The following is a 15,841-nucleotide window of genomic DNA, read 5'->3' on the forward strand; positions in this document are numbered from 1 at the left end:
CAGATCCATGCTTTTCAAATCTATGCCATTTAGATCCATGTGTTTAAATCCACAGCTTTTTGACGGGCTTGCTGCCATAGGTCAGGTTGACCATGGCGCGCGTTACCAGTAGTGCCGTGAACATGGATGTCAAAATGCCAATGGAGAGCGTAACGGCAAACCCTTTCACTGGGCCGGTACCGATCGAGAACAGAATCACCGCTACCAGCAGCGTGGTGATGTTGGCATCCACGATAGAAGTGAAAGCGCGCTCGTAGCCCGCATGGATTGCTTGCTGAATCGACATGCCGTTGCGCAATTCTTCGCGTATACGCTCGAATATCAGCACGTTGGCATCAACTGCCATGCCTAGCGTCAGCACAATCCCGGCAATGCCTGGTAGTGTTAACGTAGCGCCCAGCATCGACATAACCGCGACGAGCAGCGTTAGGTTTAGCGCTAGGGCGATGTTGGCAAATACCCCAAACACTTTGTAGCGCACCAGCATAAACAGCACGACCAGTAACAAGCCGATTTGTACTGATAGCAGGCCACGTTCAATGTTTTCGGCACCCAGGCTTGGTCCAATGGTGCGTTCCTGGACAAAGTAGATAGGGGCGGCCAGTGAACCAGAGCGGAGCAGAAGAGCAAGCTCAGCAGCTTCAGTCGGTGAGTCTAAGCCGGTAATGCGGAAGCTGTTACCTAGTGCACTTTGGATGGTAGCAAGGCTGATCAAGCCGCGTTCGACGTAGGGCTCGCGAATAATCGTTTCTTCGCCCGTTTCGGGGTCGATTTCTACGCGATCTTCGCTTTTATGTTCAATGAACAATACCGCCATATTGCGACCGATGTTGGTTCGCGTGGCGCGGTTCATTAATGTACCGCCGGTGCCGTCCAAGTTAATGTTGACCTGCGGACGACCATTTTCATCAAAGCTATTGCTGGCACTGGATACGCTATCACCGGTAATAATGACATCGCGCATCAGCTCTGCCGAGCGTGCAGGGTCGTTACGGAATTCTAGACGTTCGGTTTCCGTGTCAGGCGTATCGTTGCGAGCTTCCAGGCGAAACTCTAGGTTTGCCGTTGCACCCACAATACGCTTTGCAGCCACGGTATCTTGAACGCCGGGCAGCTCAACCACGATTTGGCTAGGCCCTTGGCGTTGAACCATCGGCTCAGCGACACCCAACTCGTTAACGCGGTTGCGTAGCGTGGTTAAGTTTTGATTGATCGCATAGTCCTGAATCTCGTTAACCGTTTGGTCGCTGAGCGTCATGACTAGGTTGGAAGCACGACCATCGCCTTCATTGCTGTATTCAAAATTAGGGAAGTCGCGGCTGATCAAGCGCCGGGCAGTATCGCGGTCTTCTGCACTGCCAAAGGCGATTGAAAGTGAACGCTCGTCGATGGTGGTGTTGCGATAGCGAATGCGCTCCCCACGTAGCAGTTCACGCATGGCGCTGGCATTCACTTCCAAGCGCTGGGTAAGGGCGGCATCCATATCTACTTCGAGTAAGAAGTGCACGCCTCCACGTAAATCGAGGCCCAGTGTCATGGGAGATGCGGAAAAGGCTTGCAGCCAACCAGGGGTGGCGTCAGCGAGGTTGAGTGCGACAGTCGCGTCACTACCCAATACATCTGCGGCAATATCGCGGGCGTCTAGCTGATCATCATCACTCTGAAGGCGAATTAGCCATTGGCCATTCGTTTCTTCAATGGCTTTAATGCCGATATCGCTATCAATGAGCGCTTCTTCAACGCGGGATATTTGCCGTTCATCCAGCGAGTCGCCCTGGGCATCGCTAACCTGGATGGCGGGATCTGCGGGGAATAAATTGGGAAGCGAATAGATAAGGCCAACCACCAGGACGACCAGTATCAGCAGATACTTCCACAGGGGGTAACGGTTGAGCATGCAAGCCCTGCCTTCAATTACAAACGGAATTGCTGTGCACGGACAGACCGCGCACAGCAAAGTTCACCATCGTGGCTACCATGTCACCCCTGCCGGGGTGGCTGGCACTGGATCGGCAGGGGGGAGATGCAGGCGTTAGATGGACTTAATAGTGCCTTTAGGAAGTACGGCAGCAACGGCATTTTTCTGCACGTTAACTTCGGTGCCTTCAGAAACTTCCAGCGTTAGGAACTCATCATTAACTTTGGTAACACGACCAACAAGGCCGCCACCGATGACGACTTCATCGCCTTTGGCCAAGCCTGTAACCAGCTGTTTGTGCTGCTTAGCGCGCTTTGCCTGGGGGCGCCACAGCAGGAAGTAAAAAATCAGCACAAAACCAACCAGCATAACAATTTGCGCGATGCCACCGCCGGCAGCGGCTTCTTGGGCATGGGCTGGTGAGATGAAGAAATCCAGCATTGCAGAGAACTCCTGGGTTAGAAAACTCAATGGGTGAACCGATTAAACCACCCGCCAATGGCGGATGGCGATTAATTCGCTAGGGGAGGCACTGGCAGGCCGCGCTGGGCATAAAAGCCTTCCACAAAGGTCGTCAATGTACCCGCTTCGATTGCCGCGCGCAAATCAGCCATTACCCGCTGGTAGTAGCGTAAGTTATGGATGGTATTGAGCATGGAACCCAGCATTTCGTTACAACGATCCAGGTGGTGCAAGTAGCCCCGTGAGAAATTCTTACAGGTATAGCAGTCGCACTCGGCATCAAGCGGTTGGGTATCAAAGCGGTGCTTGGCGTTACGGATCTTGACCGTACCCTCTGAGGTGAACAGGTGGCCGTTGCGCGCATTACGAGTAGGCATCACGCAATCGAACATGTCGACGCCACGGCGCACGCCTTCTACCAAGTCCTCTGGTTTGCCAACACCCATCAGATAGCGCGGGGTGTCGTCCGGCATCCACGTCGGTAGATAATCGAGTACCTTGATCATCTCTTCTTTGGGTTCGCCTACCGACAGACCGCCAATGGCTAAGCCATCAAAGCCAATCTCGAGCAGCCCTTTTAGTGAGCGTTCGCGAAGTTCTGGGTGCATGCCGCCTTGAATAATGCCGAACAGCGCTGAAGGCGAATCACCATGAGCCTCGCGTGAGCGTTTCGCCCAACGTAGCGAAAGCTCCATGGATTTTTCGGCTTCTTCAAAGGTGGCTGGGTACGGCGTGCACTCGTCGAAGATCATCACCACGTCAGAGCCCAGCGAGCGCTGCACGGCCATGGACTCTTCCGGCCCCATAAATACCTTGCTGCCATCTACCGGTGAGCGGAAGTGAACGCCTTGCTCGGTAATTTTGCGCATTTCGCCTAAGGAAAAAACCTGAAAACCGCCGGAGTCGGTCAAGATAGGTTTGTCCCATTGGGCAAAGTCATGCAAATCGCCATGGGCTTCAATAACGTCGGTGCCTGGGCGCAGCCATAGGTGAAAGGTATTGCCGAGAATGATTTCTGCGCCAATCTCTTTCACGGAGTCTGGTGTCATGCCCTTCACCGTGCCGTAGGTACCCACCGGCATAAAGGCAGGGGTTTCGACGGTGCCGCGGGGAAAGTGCAGGCGCCCCCGGCGTGCACGGCCATCGTCGGCTAGGCGCTCAAAGCGCATAAAACATTCGTTTCGCATCTAAATAACTCGTCAATAATCGGTTAAGGCGCTGGACGTATCGTGTTTAGCGGGTCAGCAGCATGGCATCGCCATAACTAAAGAACGCGTAGCGCTCGTCAACTGCCGTGCGGTATGCCCGCATCATGTGGTCATAGCCTGCAAACGCAGAGACCAGCATCAACAGGGTCGACTCGGGCAGGTGGAAATTAGTGATTAGGGCGTCCACGCAGCGCCATTCGTAGCCAGGGTAGATAAAGATATCGGTGTCGCCGCTATAGGGGGCGATCTGGCCGTCGCTACTTTTCAGGCAAGTGCTTTCTAAGCAGCGCACGCTGGTAGTGCCGACGGCAATGACCCGTTTCCCCGCAGCCTGAGTGTCACGCACTTGTTGACAGGCGGTCTCAGAAACCTCAATCCACTCGCTGTGCATATGGTGTTCAAGGATGTTGTCGACGCGCACGGGTTGAAAGGTGCCGGCGCCGACGTGCAAAGTCACAAAGGCACTGTTAACGCCTTTCTCGGCCAGGGCATCCAACAACGGTTGGTCAAAGTGAAGCCCCGCGGTGGGCGCTGCTACTGCACCGTCGCGGCGGGCATACACGGTTTGATAGCGTTCCCGATCACTCAGCTCATCGTCACGGGTGATATAGGGCGGCAGTGGCATATGGCCATGCTTTTCAAGCAGCGCAATCATTGGCGTGTCGCCTAAAAAGCGCAGCTCAAACAGTGCATCGCGGCGGCCTTCAACCACCGCATGAATGTCGCCTTCAAAGATCAGCTCGGTGCCAGGCTTAGGTGATTTACTCGAACGGATATGTGCCAAACCGCGGTGGCTATCCAGCGGGCGCTCCAGCAGCATTTCTACTTTACCGCCGCTAGCCTTGTGACCGTGCAAGCGTGCTGGAATGACGCGCGTATCATTGAATACCAGCAAGTCGCCGGGTTCGAGTAGTTCAAGTAAATCAGCAAACCGGCGATGCTCAAGCGCGCCGCTTTGGCCATCCACGCATAGCAAACGGCAGTCGCTGCGCTGCTCAGAAGGGTAGCGAGCAATTAGCTCGTCGGGTAGCTCGAAATGAAAATCCGCGCGCTGCATGGAAATGGCTCTTATCAGTGGTCAAACAGGCGGCATAGGATAGCGCTTTAGATAGATAAAGTCAGTCAATGTGATTGACCTGTGAGGTTATCTACGTATAATGCGCAGCCATTGCCGGTGTGGCGGAATTGGTAGACGCAGCGGATTCAAAATCCGCCGCCTTTACGGGTGTGCCAGTTCGAGTCTGGCCACCGGCACCATCTTTAGAATCAGGGGCTTAGGCCCCTTTTTCGTGTCTGTTTGCCTGGTTTTTTTACTCCCCTGTTTTTTCGAGTGTCCACTTTTTGTCCACCGATATTTTCGGCGCGTACTTAATTGCGTCGGCTAAATGATCGGGCGAAAGGTGCGCATAACGCATTGTCATAGAAATAGTTTGGTGCCCAAGAATTTTTTGTAGCGTCAAAACGTCGCCGCCGTTCATCATGAAGTGGGAAGCAAACGTGTGACGTAAAACGTGAGTGCGTTGGCCTGTGGGTAACGTAATTTTCGCTTTAATGAGGGCTGCCGAAAAAGCTTTATAGGCAGGAGTGGGGAAAAGCCTGCCGATCCTAGGGCCATGAGCAAGCAAAGCCTGGTACAGATCTTCTGGAAGGGGGATCGTTCTATTCCTACCGTTTTTGGTTGTGCTAAAGGTAACGCGGCTGTTCCTGAGCATTTCCGCCCTTAAATATTGTGCTTCACTCCACCTGGCTCCTGTCACTAGGCATAAGTGAGTAATGAGCAAAACGTCTGGGTTGCTGGATTCGCTAAGCGCTTCAAAAAGCGCGTTGATATCTTCATGGGTGAGATAGGAAAGTTCTTTTTCTTGGAGGCGTAGCGGCTGCACCTTTGCGAAAGGGTTGGTATCGCTCCATTCATCTAGCTTGATAAGCGTATTGAATACGGCTCTAAGATGCGCCTGGTCATGGTTCACAGTGTTAGGGGTAATACCGGATTCGAGGCGTTTCTGCCGTAGGCGCGTAGCGTCAGCGGGGGTGATCGTGCTGGCAAGAGGGTTGCCCATCATATCCGCGAGCGCATTTAGCTGTGAAAAACGCCGTTGGCCGTCTCTGAGCGATACGCCGTGGTAGTTAAACCAAAGCTGGATTAAATCCTTTAAACGCCGCTTGTCGCGCTTTTTGGGGCCATATGGCTCACCTATAGCTGCCTGGCCAAGTACATAGCTTTCAAAGCGCTTCGCTTTAGCTTGGCTAGGGAAGGTTTTACGGACGCGTTTTCCATGTACGCCAAAGGGGCGGACATCAACCTGCCAGCCATTTTCTACTTTTTTGATGGCCATGTTTACGCTGCCTTACCTACCAGCCGCCTTTCTATCAGCTTTTGCTCGACGATCTGCCTGAATTGGCCGGAGTCGACGCCTCGTCGTCGGTAATATTCTGCGAGGTCTTCCCACATGCCGGAGCGTTGGAGAAAGCGAACAGCTTCATGGGTGCGGAAACCCTGACGGGCGTAAATGCTAATGAGGTTGCCAAACGCCAGGGTTACGTTCTTTTCGTTGCCGAGCCCAGGTGCTTTGCGGGCACGTTTGTACATGAAGCCAGGCTCATGACAGTAGAAACGGGCGTCTTCCTGCATCACTTGCCACGCGGGATCAATAAGGTTGCGGCGAGCATCCAGTCGATAAGATTGCATGGCGGTACGCCAGAGGCCGGAGAGGTGCGGTACTACGTCTATGAAGCGGTTAAATCCGTGGGAAGCGTCCAGGACTTCGCCGGTATCGACGTTGCAGGGGATGCCTTGAGCATATTCACGAAGGACGGATTGATGGAAGCGTAGTTCGATACGCCAAACGGGGGCTTCTGGATTGTAGGTGGCATTTAGGTCGTCATCGACAGCGTTTTGCCAGATACCTTCCCAGAAATGCATTTTGTCGCGGTGCTTGGCTTCTAGTGTCTTGTTATAGATACAGCATTGGAGCGCCCCAGCCGTGCCAAACATGTAGGTTTCACCGCGGCCATAGGTGGTAGCAATATTACCGTGGGTGAACTCTAAGGTATCAACGCCGTCGATCCGCATAATTTTCTTGGAACGAGTCACGAAGCGTTGCATAAAGTCGCTTGGTGGCTCCCAGCCTTGTACGTCTAACGCCAGGTGTACTGCGCAGCCGATAGGTTCAACATGAGCGAGCATATGAGCCGCAATGTTGTACATGAAGTCTTGGCACTCTTGGGGGCTGCGCTCCTGAATGAAGTGAGGGGAAAGCTCAACTTTTAGGTGGGTACCGATGTTCTCATTTTTGACATGACGTGCCTGGAAAAAGACGATCACGCCTAGTTCATTGTTTTGGAGTCGATAGCGGAAGCCGGAACCGGCTGCGCCGGCACCTACTGCCCAATCTACATCAAAGAGACGCATGGTTGCGCCTTTGCCTTCGTTGTAAACGTTAATGATCTCATCAAATTGGTTAAGGCACGGTTTGCCTTGATAAAGCTGGCGGACGGTATCGACGCCAGCGTTAAGAAGATGAATTTTGTGCATTTCACGCTGACCAGCGGAGCTAATCAGCAGCTTGCCAAATTGATCTTCTTCTCCTCGCTGTAACGATGCCAACGAATAACGATTCCAACGTTCCATGGCCTATTCCCTGTAAATTTCTAAATGTCGCAATGTGCTGTAATGAGCCAATAGCTCAAGTTGGATAATTACTCTGCGAGACGTGTTACAGGGAGGGTCTCGACCTCGTGACGCCAGCTTGTGGTTGTCAGCCCTGCCACGGTTTGAGCGGCGTTTAGGCGTGCAACGGGCTGGGTAACGTCATAGCGAGGGAGCACCGTGGCCTGTAACAGCACATGGAGATTGGTACGTTGGCGGGAATTGGATTCGTTCTGGAATAGACGACCAGCAATGGGAACGCTCTGTAAGCCTGGAACGCCCGAGACCTGTTGTTGGTCGTTTTGGGACGAGAGGCCGCCTAGAAGAAGCGTTTGGCCGGAACGTATCTGAACGGTGGTATTGATCTGCCGTTGATTCGTAATAATGTCTGAGGCTAGCACAGAATCCGTTAGCGAGTCAGCCGAGGTAGTGATATCCATGATCACTAAGCCGGAGGCTGTGACCACGGGCAAGACGTTTAAGCGAATACCAATATCGCGGCGTTCAATGGTCTGGAAGGGGCTGTTAACGTCGGCTGATTCGCCAGTGACGCGGCCAGTCACAAACGGCACATTTTGGCCGATGGAGATCGTTCCACGCTTGCCGGACAGGGTCAGTATTTGCGGTGTGGATAACACATTAGAGCTTGAGTCGCGCTGTAACGCATTAATAGCTAATGCAAGTACATTGCCGTCGAAGATCCCGAAGGTGGCACCAGTGGAAGCAAGTGATGTGCCTAAGTTGCCGGTGTTAAATCCACCCGCAATGCGAGAGCCGGTGGCGCGACCAAGGGCCACACCGAGATCGAAGGTGTCCCCATCGGTGGTTTCAAAAATTACCGCCTGGATGAGTAACTGAGGGTGTGCGACGTCCACTTGAGGGATGAACCCTTGAAGCTGTTCAAGCTGCTTTTCTGGCCCCTTGGCTAAAATGGCGTTGGAGGCGTGAAGCACCTGTACCCGAGGCGGGGTGATGCCATCTTGAGCGTTCTGAGTGAGGAAGCTAGTGATTAGCGGGGCAATGTCATCGGCACGCACGTTGTCGAAGGAAAACAGGTGCGTTGCCTGGGGGGCTGATGGTGGGGTGAGTGTAGGCGCGTTGGCGATTATGGTAGCAGGATCGGCGGGTTCTACAGAAACACCAGGTGTTTTTTCAGGCGCTGATGCCGGTGGGCGCTGGCTAGCAGGTACAACGGTGGGTGGGTTACCTGGCTGTATGGTGTAGCCGTGTGAATTCAGCACCCCCTGAAAGAACTCATCAAGCTGGTGATCGGGCACGTTCGGTGCGTAAACGGTGAGTGTGCCGGTAGCCGTGGGGTGAATGGCCAATGAGGTATCGGTTTGCTCTACGTACCAGCGCACAAAATCACGGATATCGGTGTCTTGCATCTGTATCGGCGTGGCGTTGGCTGTGCTGGTGAGTGTGGCTAGAGTGAAAGCGGCAACGGTATTAGCAACGAATTTCTTCATGGGTAACTCCATTTTCTACGCGGACGAGGCAAGCATTCACGGGGACGATGGCGAAGCCTTGGCGGGCGAGATCGTCAGTGGTGGATGTGTTGCGGTCGCTATCAATGAGGCGGTAGTTGGTGTGGTCGCCAAACTGGCTAAAACTGGCGATGCGGGTGGTGCTTAGGTTGGGAAGTTCTAGCGGTGCCGTGGGGGGCGGTTGATCCTGGGCGCGAGCATTAACGCGATCAGCCACCAAAACGGATACCGTGAGTAGGCAGCCGAGACCAAACGAGGCGAACGAGAGAAGCGGGCGGTTGAAGCGTTTCCAGTAGATACGGGTCATTTTCATATAGAACCTCGCGTCATGGGGTACGCGGTGCATGCCGTGGGTGTACCAGGGCGGCAGCACGGAGTACGTGCCGTGGGGGTAGTGATCAGAGAAGGCTTGTTTGGTGTCGTAGGCGGGGTAAAGCGCGCGGCCTGTGTAAGTCCAACGTTCAACAGTGAGGCTTTGTGGAGAGTCGCCATACTTAACGATGCCGAGGTGGACTTTTGGCAACGGTATTTTTGAGCCCATGAATAGCGAGTAAATCGCACCGATAAAAGGGATGGAGACGCGATCCAGGCGGCGGCAGTAAACAACGTGTTCTGCCAGGGCAACACGGGCTTGCTTGTCCATGATCGACAAGTCTTGAATCAGAAAAATAATGTCCCAGCCCAATTTACGGGCATGGAGAAACCAGTTGATAACGTCTTGGCGGCTTTTGTCGTTCCAGGATCGGGCATTAAACCAGGTGCCGCATTCATCCAGGACGAGCAAGCCGTTTTTGTGTTCGTCGTACGCGTCGGTGCCGGTACCGATAGATTCCAGGTCAGCAAGAACGGGTTTATCAGGAATACGGTAGCAGCGGGTTTCTTTGGCTTTTTCACCGATCAGCTTATTCAGGTTCAAGTCCAGATTCGTGGCGACCTTACACCCCTGGGTAAGCTTGTCTTTGATCTTACCGACAGCCACTAGGGTTTTTCCGGCGCCCAATTTACCGGTGACAACGTAGACGGCCATTAGAGAACGGGCCTCCCTTGTTCCCAGTCGATCAACTGGCGTTTCTGCTGGAAGACCCAAACAGCTACTTTGCTGCTATAAATGGCCGCTATGCAGGCTTCAAAGTTGTTGGGCTTAATCGCGCCGATGCCCTGGGCTAGATCGTTAGGAAGGGTGGCACTAATGCCGCTGATAATGGCGGCAAGCGTGACCGCTAAACCCACCAAAAGTGAGATATAGAGCGTTGTCCAGATCAGGATTCCCGCTAAGCGATTGGTAAAGCGGGAGGCGATGCGGGTAACAATCCATTCAATAACACGGGTGGCAAACGCCATGATGGCACCCATGCCAAGCATTGCAGGTAAGGCCATTTATGCAGTCCTCATACCAGAGCGGAAGAAGGTGTCTACGACGCTGACGACCGTCCAGAAATAGACGATCCAGGAAAGCCAAAGCTTGATGGTGTTGAACGCTTGGCAAGAAATTTCCATGGGGCCAAACGGGAGAGGTGAGCAACTACCAGAGGGGAGAGAGGGCAAACGGGACGTTATCTGGTTAGCAATATCGGAGCTTGAACCATCACCGATCTCATCCATTAACGTGTTCACGTCGTCGTTGTAGAGCTGTTGTTCTACGGCTAAGCCGTCGAGGGTTTGATCTATTCCAGAGGAATTAAATAGATCGTTGTCATCACCGACGTCTTCCGTGAATTTTTCGGCAAGCTTATTAACCATGCCGTTTGCAATGCTTTGAACGCAGCCTAGTAAGCCTTTATCGCTAGTGGCAGCGGTGTGTCCTTCCTCGGTTTGTTGGCTGTCGGGGTAGCAGGTGCCCAAGCCAAGGGAGTTAGTGATCGTATTGCCGAGGTCATCGAACAGACCTTTGGTTTCTTCGGTCTGCTCGCCAATAGCCCCCGTCACATCATTTGAAACAGCGTCTAGCCCTGCCTGATTAGAGTCACCAGCAGAGCCAATTGCCTCAATAATGCCGGATTCATCAAATTCGAAATCGGGAACGGTAGAGCCGCCGTCAGACGAGCCACCGGAATCACTGCCCCCAGTATCACCGCCAGTAGAGCCACCGGAATCGCCACCCGTTGAACCGCCGGACGAACCACCAGAGCTACCACCCGATGAACCACCGGTATCACCGCCAGTTGAACCACCTGAATCATCGCCACCGGTAGACCCTCCGCTATCGTTTCCACCTGAGTCGTCTCCGCCACTATTACTACCACCCGAATCACCGCCGTCAGGGTTGGTAGGGTCTGTTGGGTCGGGATTAGTCGGGTCAGTGCTGCCCCCTGCGTTGGGGTTAGTGATGGTGTTGCCATTGTGATCGACATAGGAAAACCACTCTGGAGCGGTGTCCCAATCAACAAGATAAGTAGTATTACCAATCGTTACGCAGTTGGAGGAGTCAGAACAACCTCCTGGAAGTTCATGTAAATAATCTCTTTCGTCAAGGTCAGAATAAAAGTCAGAAGAAGGAGTACCTTTTTGTAAATCAAATTCAGTTTGCCCGACAAAGGATAAAAGATCCCCAGGATTCTCGGTAGAAGTAGCAACTAGATCAACCGTACAGGACATAGGTTCATCACCGACTTGAGAACAAACAGATGAAGAACCGGTAACTGTACAAGCACCACCTCTAGTCGAGTACGAACCACCAGAGGTTAAATAATTAGCAGAACCCAAAGATAGAGGAACAGATGAGCCAGAATAAGTTGAACAATCCTCATCATCAACGGGATAAACGCTTAATGGATTTTCAACCATCCAATCAAATAACTCTGGAGCATAATTAGACCGTTCAGCACGACAAGTACCATGAAAAATAACATCGCCACTGGAACGACCTCTAGCAACCCTATAATAAGAAATATCACCGTTAGAAAGAATGCTAGCCTCTACATCAGTATAATACCTATATTTAAGATCAATAAAACAATGAGCAGCATAACCATACTGATAAGAAGCAAAAGAAGATGATGAAAACACCATTAAAAAAGATGCTGTAAGCATTAAAAAAACGGCTTTTTTAATCATGTTTTCCTCGCGATATAAAAAGGGGCGTGCTCGCCCCTTGGTTGATCCCTGGATGGTTAGAGCACGCCGAACAGACTCGCGGCAACCCCAGCCGCTCCCTAATTCGACGCGCCTAACCATCTGGGGTTAATGAGCGGTATTAAGAAGCGCGGTTAGCAAACTTCTTAAACAGCTTGATACCGATCAGCGCGGCGGTGATGGAGGCCACTACCGGCCAGGCATAACCGGCCATATCAGCACCGGCTGATTGCACTTCGCTGAACGCTGTCGAGGCGTCGGTGGCTTGGGCGTTAGCGGCAGCGGAGGCCATGAGTAGGGCAGCACCGCCAGCGATTTTGCCGCTTGTGGTAGTAGCGGCGTTTTTAACGTGTTGTGCGATGGTGTTAAGGGTCATGAGACAGACTCCATAAAACGTTTTAACGTAAGGATGATGTGTCCAAAGGCCCAACCGAGGGCGTAGGACGTGAAAAGAGAACCAACAACAAACGTAAGGCTGGGATCGTTCATCGTTGGCCCCCATTTATCGCGCCGATCCCGAAGGCCAAGACGAGGCCGACGCAATAAACCAGGAGCCACAGACCAGCGAGTTCACTAGTGTCCATGGCTCAAAATCCTATTTTTTGTCGCTGTTGGTAGCGGGTTGATGCTGGGGGCTACCGGTGGCGTTGGGTTTGCGGGCGGCAATAACGTGAATGGTGGTTTTGCCACCCGCCGATGCGGCCGAAGTGCGCAGTTCAATATCAAGTTCCATGCTGCAAGGCATGTGTGGAGCTGAGGTGTGGAGCTGATCGAAGATTTCATAAGGCGCGGTCATAACGCTGACCTGGTTGCCTAAGACGTTTTCGTTGTCAGCAGAGGCGGATTGCATAACGGTGATTTTTGCGCCTTTAACGCCGTTATCCATGCTGTAACGTGATGCGCCGATAACGTGGGCTTGAATAGTGTTGATCATGGTCGTGTTTCCTTTTCGTTAGCGTTGGGTTCTGGCGGCTTGCGTTAGGCAGTAGTCCGCGAGAATGGCTAGCTCAGTGGTTTCAGGTGTAATGCCATCGACGACTAATAGGCAGTATTCAGCCTGGGCGTAGTACGTCGCGGCGCGTGCATAGTCCCTACCGTGTAGGCACCGCTGGCCCCGCTCCCTCAAAGCTCTGGAATCGAGGCAGGGGGGTGTCCCCTTAGCCCTATCCGTACCCTTCGGTCGTTCCGCACGGCAGCCCACCCCGGCACGGCTGTCAACCGCTCGTGCCTCGGGTATGACAGCCGCACCGGTGAGGGCTCTAAAAGCCGTGCGACCGAAGGGCGACGGATGACGGGCAGGGGACACAGGTTTATGCCCCGTTTCCGTAGGGAGCGGGGGTGGCGTCACCGACAGGAGCTTTCAACGGTGCCTTGTCACCGTGTTCTAACTGGGTAATGCCGTACTCGATCAGCAGTTCCCCCAGTGCCGAAGGGGTCAGGCTGTTGGTGCCTGCCTGGATTAAGTAACGACTGTGAATCTCTTGGTCGAGAAACACGCGGATGGGCTGTTTTTTAGCCATGTGCATAACTCCGAAAGGGCTAAAGGCCGTTGTGGATAACGGGCGACGCGTTAGCCGTGAGGGTGTGGATAGATGCGCAGGAACAACAATGGCCGACGAACAGGGGGAGGCATCGGTGGTTGTAGGGGCGCAGTGATCGGCCAGGGAAAGGCCGTAGTGCTTGGCGAGGTAGGCCAGGGCGTGGTGGTAGTGCTTAAAGACGATGCCGTAGCGGTGGCCGTTATTAAGCACGCTGACAAAGGTAATGGTGCTGTCGTCTAGGTCGAGGGCGAGCATGTGAGCGGCAGGTACGTCGATAAAGCAGAAGCCACCCGCAGGCGCGATATGTTGGTGAAGTGTGACGTTGTCAGGCGTGGTGTGATCGTCTAGCAAGAGCTTTTGCGTGCTGATAGTTAGAGTGTCGGTGTCCAGCAGGGTGCAGGAGGCCGCAAGCGAGGCGATAGGGGCTAGAACGGTCATTAGTTCCAATCCTCCGATTGCAGGCACTCAGCGGTAAAGAGCGCGACATTTACCAAACGGCGACGACCCACCTTAATAAGGGGGAGGTTTCCTTGGTTAAGCTGGCCGCGAACGGTGTCGGGGGAAAGGCCAGTTAGCTCAGAGAAACGCTCTATCGTCATGATGGGCACTTGAGGTGCTGGGACGTGGGGCGTGTTGCTCGTTTCCATGCTGTACCTGCTCGCTGTGGCATGTTGTGGTAGTCTTCAAAACAGCAAATGCGTTAAAGCGTTATTGCGTTAAATCTTTAATGCAGTAGTTTTGCTAAACAGTATCCCGATAAGTCGGGATCACCTAAACTCAGGATATCTAGAAGTCGGGATATGTCAAGCAAGCTGACCGAAAAAATCCGTCAAATACGTGAAGCCGAGACAAGCGGACGGGCCGAGTTTTCCCAACTAATTGGAATTCCTAAGAAAACTCTAGAGAACATAGAGCTAACCGGTAGGGCACCGAAAGGTGAAATGCTAGAAGCTGTTTGTCAGCAATGGCCGAAGTACACGCTTTGGTTAATGACTGGCCAAACTAACGATGAGTGCGGACAAGTAAGCCCCGAAATAGAGAGGGCTCGCCGCGAGTTGAAGCAAACAGGGACGGATACCGACTAGCGCAACGGGTTGTGGATAGATGGTTCCAGGGAGGCAGGGATTGTGGGTAACAGGGGACAGGGATAATGGAAGAAGCAGCTAAAGAAACTTTCGGGCTAATCATGAAAATCGCGATCCTGTTCGGGACTGGGGCTATTTTCTATATATGGGTTGAGAGTAAGCTTATTAAAAAATGGAAAAAACTAAATAAAATTACAAAAAGGGGGCGGTTATGACACTAGACGATATTCTGAATAAATATCTAGATGTGTGTGTAAGTATTTCTGATGGTTATAGTATTTCTTTGAACGAGAATAGCTTTACCAACGTTAGTGCAGCTGCAAAAAAAATAGAAAATATGTGCGACACTCTTCTGAAATATAAAGACATAACTTTTGATGATAGTGAAATTGGTAGAGATTGGATTAGTAGAGTGTATAAGGAAACCCCGTCTGGAACATCCGAAGAGATGATTAGGAGGAAGCTTGGTACTATACTGGGCTTTGTAAAATTATGTATTTTGGATGGACTGAGTTCGAGCTACAGGTTTGATTCAGAGCTTGAAAGTTTAAATAAAGATGTCGACAAGGTTTTGTCTGGTCAAAATAATGAAGAGTTTACGAAAAACTTCAATAGACTGATTGTCGAGTACTTGCATTTTTTTAATCGTATGTTTTCTGAAATAAGAATAGAAAATGAAATAAAGACAGAAATAAATAATATTTTTGAAAAAGACTTTCATAATATAAAGCAGGAGAGTATAGATATAAGCTCTTCGTTAGAGCAGGCTAAGGCCGATTTGTCCACGCTTAAGAGCGACCTTGGAATGACCTCCTTGTTAAAAGATTTAGATAAATATTCGGGTGATATAAGTAGTAAGCTGACTGAGTTAGGGAGGGAGGGGAGTAAGCTTAAGAGGTCTGTTATTATTTCTCCTGTAATAGTTATGCTTGCTGCGATAATCTTTAATCCGGCTTGGCAGTTCTATACAGCCTTTACTATTTTGATGGTTATATTAGGAGCTTTGTTGAGAGATAATATAAAGAAAATTGGTTGGTATGAGGAGATGCTTTCGAAAATAGATAATAAAATGGCAATGGTTCTATTTCATAGAAATAATACTGTTAATTTGTCAAATGATGAGAAACAGGGTGCAAATGCTGAGTTTCTTAAATTAATTTACTCCCCTATAGAGAAGAAAGATTGGGACTTTCCTGATTTTTCTAGCAGTATTTCTAAAATAATAAAAGAAATTAATAGTAAATGATTTCGATGGGAGTGATGTGCTTGTGTTTTCCTTTCGTTAATTGATTGTTTTATTGAATGTTGAAAAATGAATTAACGAATATTTTGAGAAATTGAGAATTAAGAAATAAGTTTTCGGTTTTGGGGCGTTAAGATAAGTTTTTTTGATAATACTTGTTTTGGCATGGCTTAAGG

18 protein-coding genes and 1 tRNA gene are annotated in these 15,841 nt (G+C 51.4%); 4 read left to right on the forward strand and 15 right to left on the reverse strand.

The window, feature by feature from the left end:
- Positions 1-43: 43 nt before the first annotated feature.
- The 4 genes from secD to queA all read right to left on the reverse strand — a co-directional run bounded on the left by secD (position 44) and on the right by queA (position 4,645).
- Entirely contained in the window at positions 44-1,897 is a 1,854-nt protein-coding gene (gene secD / locus NF683_RS10475; protein WP_089039135.1) for a protein translocase subunit SecD, read from the reverse strand.
- Between the two features lie 135 nt (positions 1,898-2,032).
- Positions 2,033-2,359, reverse strand: coding sequence for a preprotein translocase subunit YajC (yajC, locus tag NF683_RS10480; RefSeq protein ID WP_009722127.1), 327 nt, complete (start codon positions 2,357-2,359; stop codon positions 2,033-2,035).
- 71 nt (positions 2,360-2,430) lie between these two features.
- Positions 2,431-3,549, reverse strand: a complete 1,119-nt coding sequence (tgt, locus tag NF683_RS10485) for a tRNA guanosine(34) transglycosylase Tgt (RefSeq protein WP_125753431.1) — start codon at positions 3,547-3,549, stop codon at positions 2,431-2,433.
- Positions 3,550-3,613: 64 nt separating this feature from the next.
- Positions 3,614-4,645 carry a tRNA preQ1(34) S-adenosylmethionine ribosyltransferase-isomerase QueA gene (gene queA, locus NF683_RS10490; RefSeq protein ID WP_089039133.1) on the reverse strand — a complete coding sequence of 344 codons (1,032 nt, stop codon included), beginning with the start codon at positions 4,643-4,645 and terminating at the stop codon, positions 3,614-3,616.
- 113 nt (positions 4,646-4,758) lie between these two features.
- Here queA and NF683_RS10495 point away from each other — a divergent pair.
- Positions 4,759-4,845, forward strand: a tRNA-Leu gene (locus tag NF683_RS10495).
- A gap of 53 nt (positions 4,846-4,898) precedes the next feature.
- On the opposite strand, the gene NF683_RS10500 is transcribed toward NF683_RS10495, so the two are convergent.
- The 11 genes from NF683_RS10500 to NF683_RS10545 all read right to left on the reverse strand — a co-directional run bounded on the left by NF683_RS10500 (position 4,899) and on the right by NF683_RS10545 (position 13,984).
- A complete protein-coding gene (locus NF683_RS10500; RefSeq protein WP_253921852.1) occupies positions 4,899-5,924 on the reverse strand; it encodes a phage integrase in 1,026 nt (341 codons plus the stop codon).
- Between the two features lie 2 nt (positions 5,925-5,926).
- Positions 5,927-7,219 carry a hypothetical protein gene (locus NF683_RS10505; protein WP_253921853.1) on the reverse strand — a complete coding sequence of 431 codons (1,293 nt, stop codon included), beginning with the start codon at positions 7,217-7,219 and terminating at the stop codon, positions 5,927-5,929.
- A 68-nt stretch (positions 7,220-7,287) separates the two neighbouring features.
- Positions 7,288-8,706, reverse strand: coding sequence for a secretin N-terminal domain-containing protein (locus NF683_RS10510; protein ID WP_253921854.1), 1,419 nt, complete (start codon positions 8,704-8,706; stop codon positions 7,288-7,290).
- Entirely contained in the window at positions 8,687-9,751 is a 1,065-nt protein-coding gene (locus NF683_RS10515; protein WP_253921855.1) for a zonular occludens toxin domain-containing protein, read from the reverse strand. The genes NF683_RS10510 and NF683_RS10515 overlap by 20 nt, the downstream gene beginning before the upstream one ends.
- Positions 9,751-10,101 carry a DUF5455 family protein gene (locus NF683_RS10520; protein ID WP_253921856.1) on the reverse strand — a complete coding sequence of 117 codons (351 nt, stop codon included), beginning with the start codon at positions 10,099-10,101 and terminating at the stop codon, positions 9,751-9,753. The genes NF683_RS10515 and NF683_RS10520 overlap by 1 nt, the downstream gene beginning before the upstream one ends.
- Positions 10,102-11,778, reverse strand: coding sequence for a hypothetical protein (locus NF683_RS10525; protein WP_253921857.1), 1,677 nt, complete (start codon positions 11,776-11,778; stop codon positions 10,102-10,104).
- A 139-nt stretch (positions 11,779-11,917) separates the two neighbouring features.
- Complete coding sequence (locus tag NF683_RS10530; protein WP_253921858.1) at positions 11,918-12,172, reverse strand: major coat protein; 255 nt, start codon at positions 12,170-12,172, stop codon at positions 11,918-11,920.
- A 109-nt stretch (positions 12,173-12,281) separates the two neighbouring features.
- Positions 12,282-12,380, reverse strand: coding sequence for a tail virion protein G7P-2 (locus NF683_RS21430; protein WP_420038471.1), 99 nt, complete (start codon positions 12,378-12,380; stop codon positions 12,282-12,284).
- Between the two features lie 11 nt (positions 12,381-12,391).
- Positions 12,392-12,730 carry a hypothetical protein gene (locus tag NF683_RS10535; protein ID WP_253921859.1) on the reverse strand — a complete coding sequence of 113 codons (339 nt, stop codon included), beginning with the start codon at positions 12,728-12,730 and terminating at the stop codon, positions 12,392-12,394.
- A 376-nt stretch (positions 12,731-13,106) separates the two neighbouring features.
- Positions 13,107-13,775, reverse strand: a complete 669-nt coding sequence (locus tag NF683_RS10540) for a hypothetical protein (protein WP_253921860.1) — start codon at positions 13,773-13,775, stop codon at positions 13,107-13,109.
- The gene (locus tag NF683_RS10545) at positions 13,775-13,984 is read right to left on the reverse strand and encodes a helix-turn-helix domain-containing protein (protein WP_240645136.1); all 210 of its coding nucleotides are present in this window, start codon (positions 13,982-13,984) and stop codon (positions 13,775-13,777) included. The genes NF683_RS10540 and NF683_RS10545 overlap by 1 nt, the downstream gene beginning before the upstream one ends.
- Positions 13,985-14,137: 153 nt before the next feature.
- On the opposite strand from NF683_RS10545, the gene NF683_RS10550 reads away from it, so the two are divergent.
- The 3 genes from NF683_RS10550 (at position 14,138) to NF683_RS10560 (ending at position 15,668) form a co-directional block, all read left to right on the forward strand.
- Complete coding sequence (locus NF683_RS10550; RefSeq protein ID WP_253921861.1) at positions 14,138-14,422, forward strand: helix-turn-helix domain-containing protein; 285 nt, start codon at positions 14,138-14,140, stop codon at positions 14,420-14,422.
- A gap of 65 nt (positions 14,423-14,487) precedes the next feature.
- A complete protein-coding gene (locus NF683_RS10555) occupies positions 14,488-14,637 on the forward strand; it encodes a hypothetical protein (protein WP_253921862.1) in 150 nt (49 codons plus the stop codon).
- Positions 14,634-15,668, forward strand: coding sequence for a hypothetical protein (locus NF683_RS10560; RefSeq protein ID WP_253921863.1), 1,035 nt, complete (start codon positions 14,634-14,636; stop codon positions 15,666-15,668). Before NF683_RS10555 ends, NF683_RS10560 begins: the two co-directional genes overlap by 4 nt.
- Positions 15,669-15,841: the final 173 nt, after the last annotated feature.

The organism is Halomonas sp. MS1 (assembly GCF_024182575.1).
Classification (GTDB): domain Bacteria; phylum Pseudomonadota; class Gammaproteobacteria; order Pseudomonadales; family Halomonadaceae; genus Vreelandella.

Bases quoted from the DNA above. Each gene is read 5' to 3' on its own strand.
- NF683_RS10500 (WP_253921852.1), bottom strand. From the start codon at position 5,924: ATGGCCATCAAAAAAGTAGAAAATGGCTGGCAGGTTGATGTCCGCCCC.
- NF683_RS10540 (WP_253921860.1), bottom strand. From the start codon at position 13,775: ATGACCGTTCTAGCCCCTATCGCCTCGCTTGCGGCCTCCTGCACCCTG.
- tgt (WP_125753431.1), bottom strand. From the start codon at position 3,549: ATGCGCTTTGAGCGCCTAGCCGACGATGGCCGTGCACGCCGGGGGCGC.
- NF683_RS10530 (WP_253921858.1), bottom strand. From the start codon at position 12,172: ATGACCCTTAACACCATCGCACAACACGTTAAAAACGCCGCTACTACC.
- queA (WP_089039133.1), bottom strand. From the start codon at position 4,645: ATGCAGCGCGCGGATTTTCATTTCGAGCTACCCGACGAGCTAATTGCT.
- NF683_RS10550 (WP_253921861.1), top strand. From the start codon at position 14,138: ATGTCAAGCAAGCTGACCGAAAAAATCCGTCAAATACGTGAAGCCGAG.
- yajC (WP_009722127.1), bottom strand. From the start codon at position 2,359: ATGCTGGATTTCTTCATCTCACCAGCCCATGCCCAAGAAGCCGCTGCC.
- secD (WP_089039135.1), bottom strand. From the start codon at position 1,897: ATGCTCAACCGTTACCCCCTGTGGAAGTATCTGCTGATACTGGTCGTC.
- NF683_RS10535 (WP_253921859.1), bottom strand. From the start codon at position 12,730: ATGATCAACACTATTCAAGCCCACGTTATCGGCGCATCACGTTACAGC.
- NF683_RS10505 (WP_253921853.1), bottom strand. From the start codon at position 7,219: ATGGAACGTTGGAATCGTTATTCGTTGGCATCGTTACAGCGAGGAGAA.
- NF683_RS10555 (WP_253921862.1), top strand. From the start codon at position 14,488: ATGGAAGAAGCAGCTAAAGAAACTTTCGGGCTAATCATGAAAATCGCG.
- NF683_RS10510 (WP_253921854.1), bottom strand. From the start codon at position 8,706: ATGAAGAAATTCGTTGCTAATACCGTTGCCGCTTTCACTCTAGCCACA.
- NF683_RS10520 (WP_253921856.1), bottom strand. From the start codon at position 10,101: ATGGCCTTACCTGCAATGCTTGGCATGGGTGCCATCATGGCGTTTGCC.
- NF683_RS21430 (WP_420038471.1), bottom strand. From the start codon at position 12,380: ATGGACACTAGTGAACTCGCTGGTCTGTGGCTCCTGGTTTATTGCGTC.
- NF683_RS10545 (WP_240645136.1), bottom strand. From the start codon at position 13,984: ATGGAAACGAGCAACACGCCCCACGTCCCAGCACCTCAAGTGCCCATC.
- NF683_RS10515 (WP_253921855.1), bottom strand. From the start codon at position 9,751: ATGGCCGTCTACGTTGTCACCGGTAAATTGGGCGCCGGAAAAACCCTA.
- NF683_RS10560 (WP_253921863.1), top strand. From the start codon at position 14,634: ATGACACTAGACGATATTCTGAATAAATATCTAGATGTGTGTGTAAGT.
- NF683_RS10525 (WP_253921857.1), bottom strand. From the start codon at position 11,778: ATGATTAAAAAAGCCGTTTTTTTAATGCTTACAGCATCTTTTTTAATG.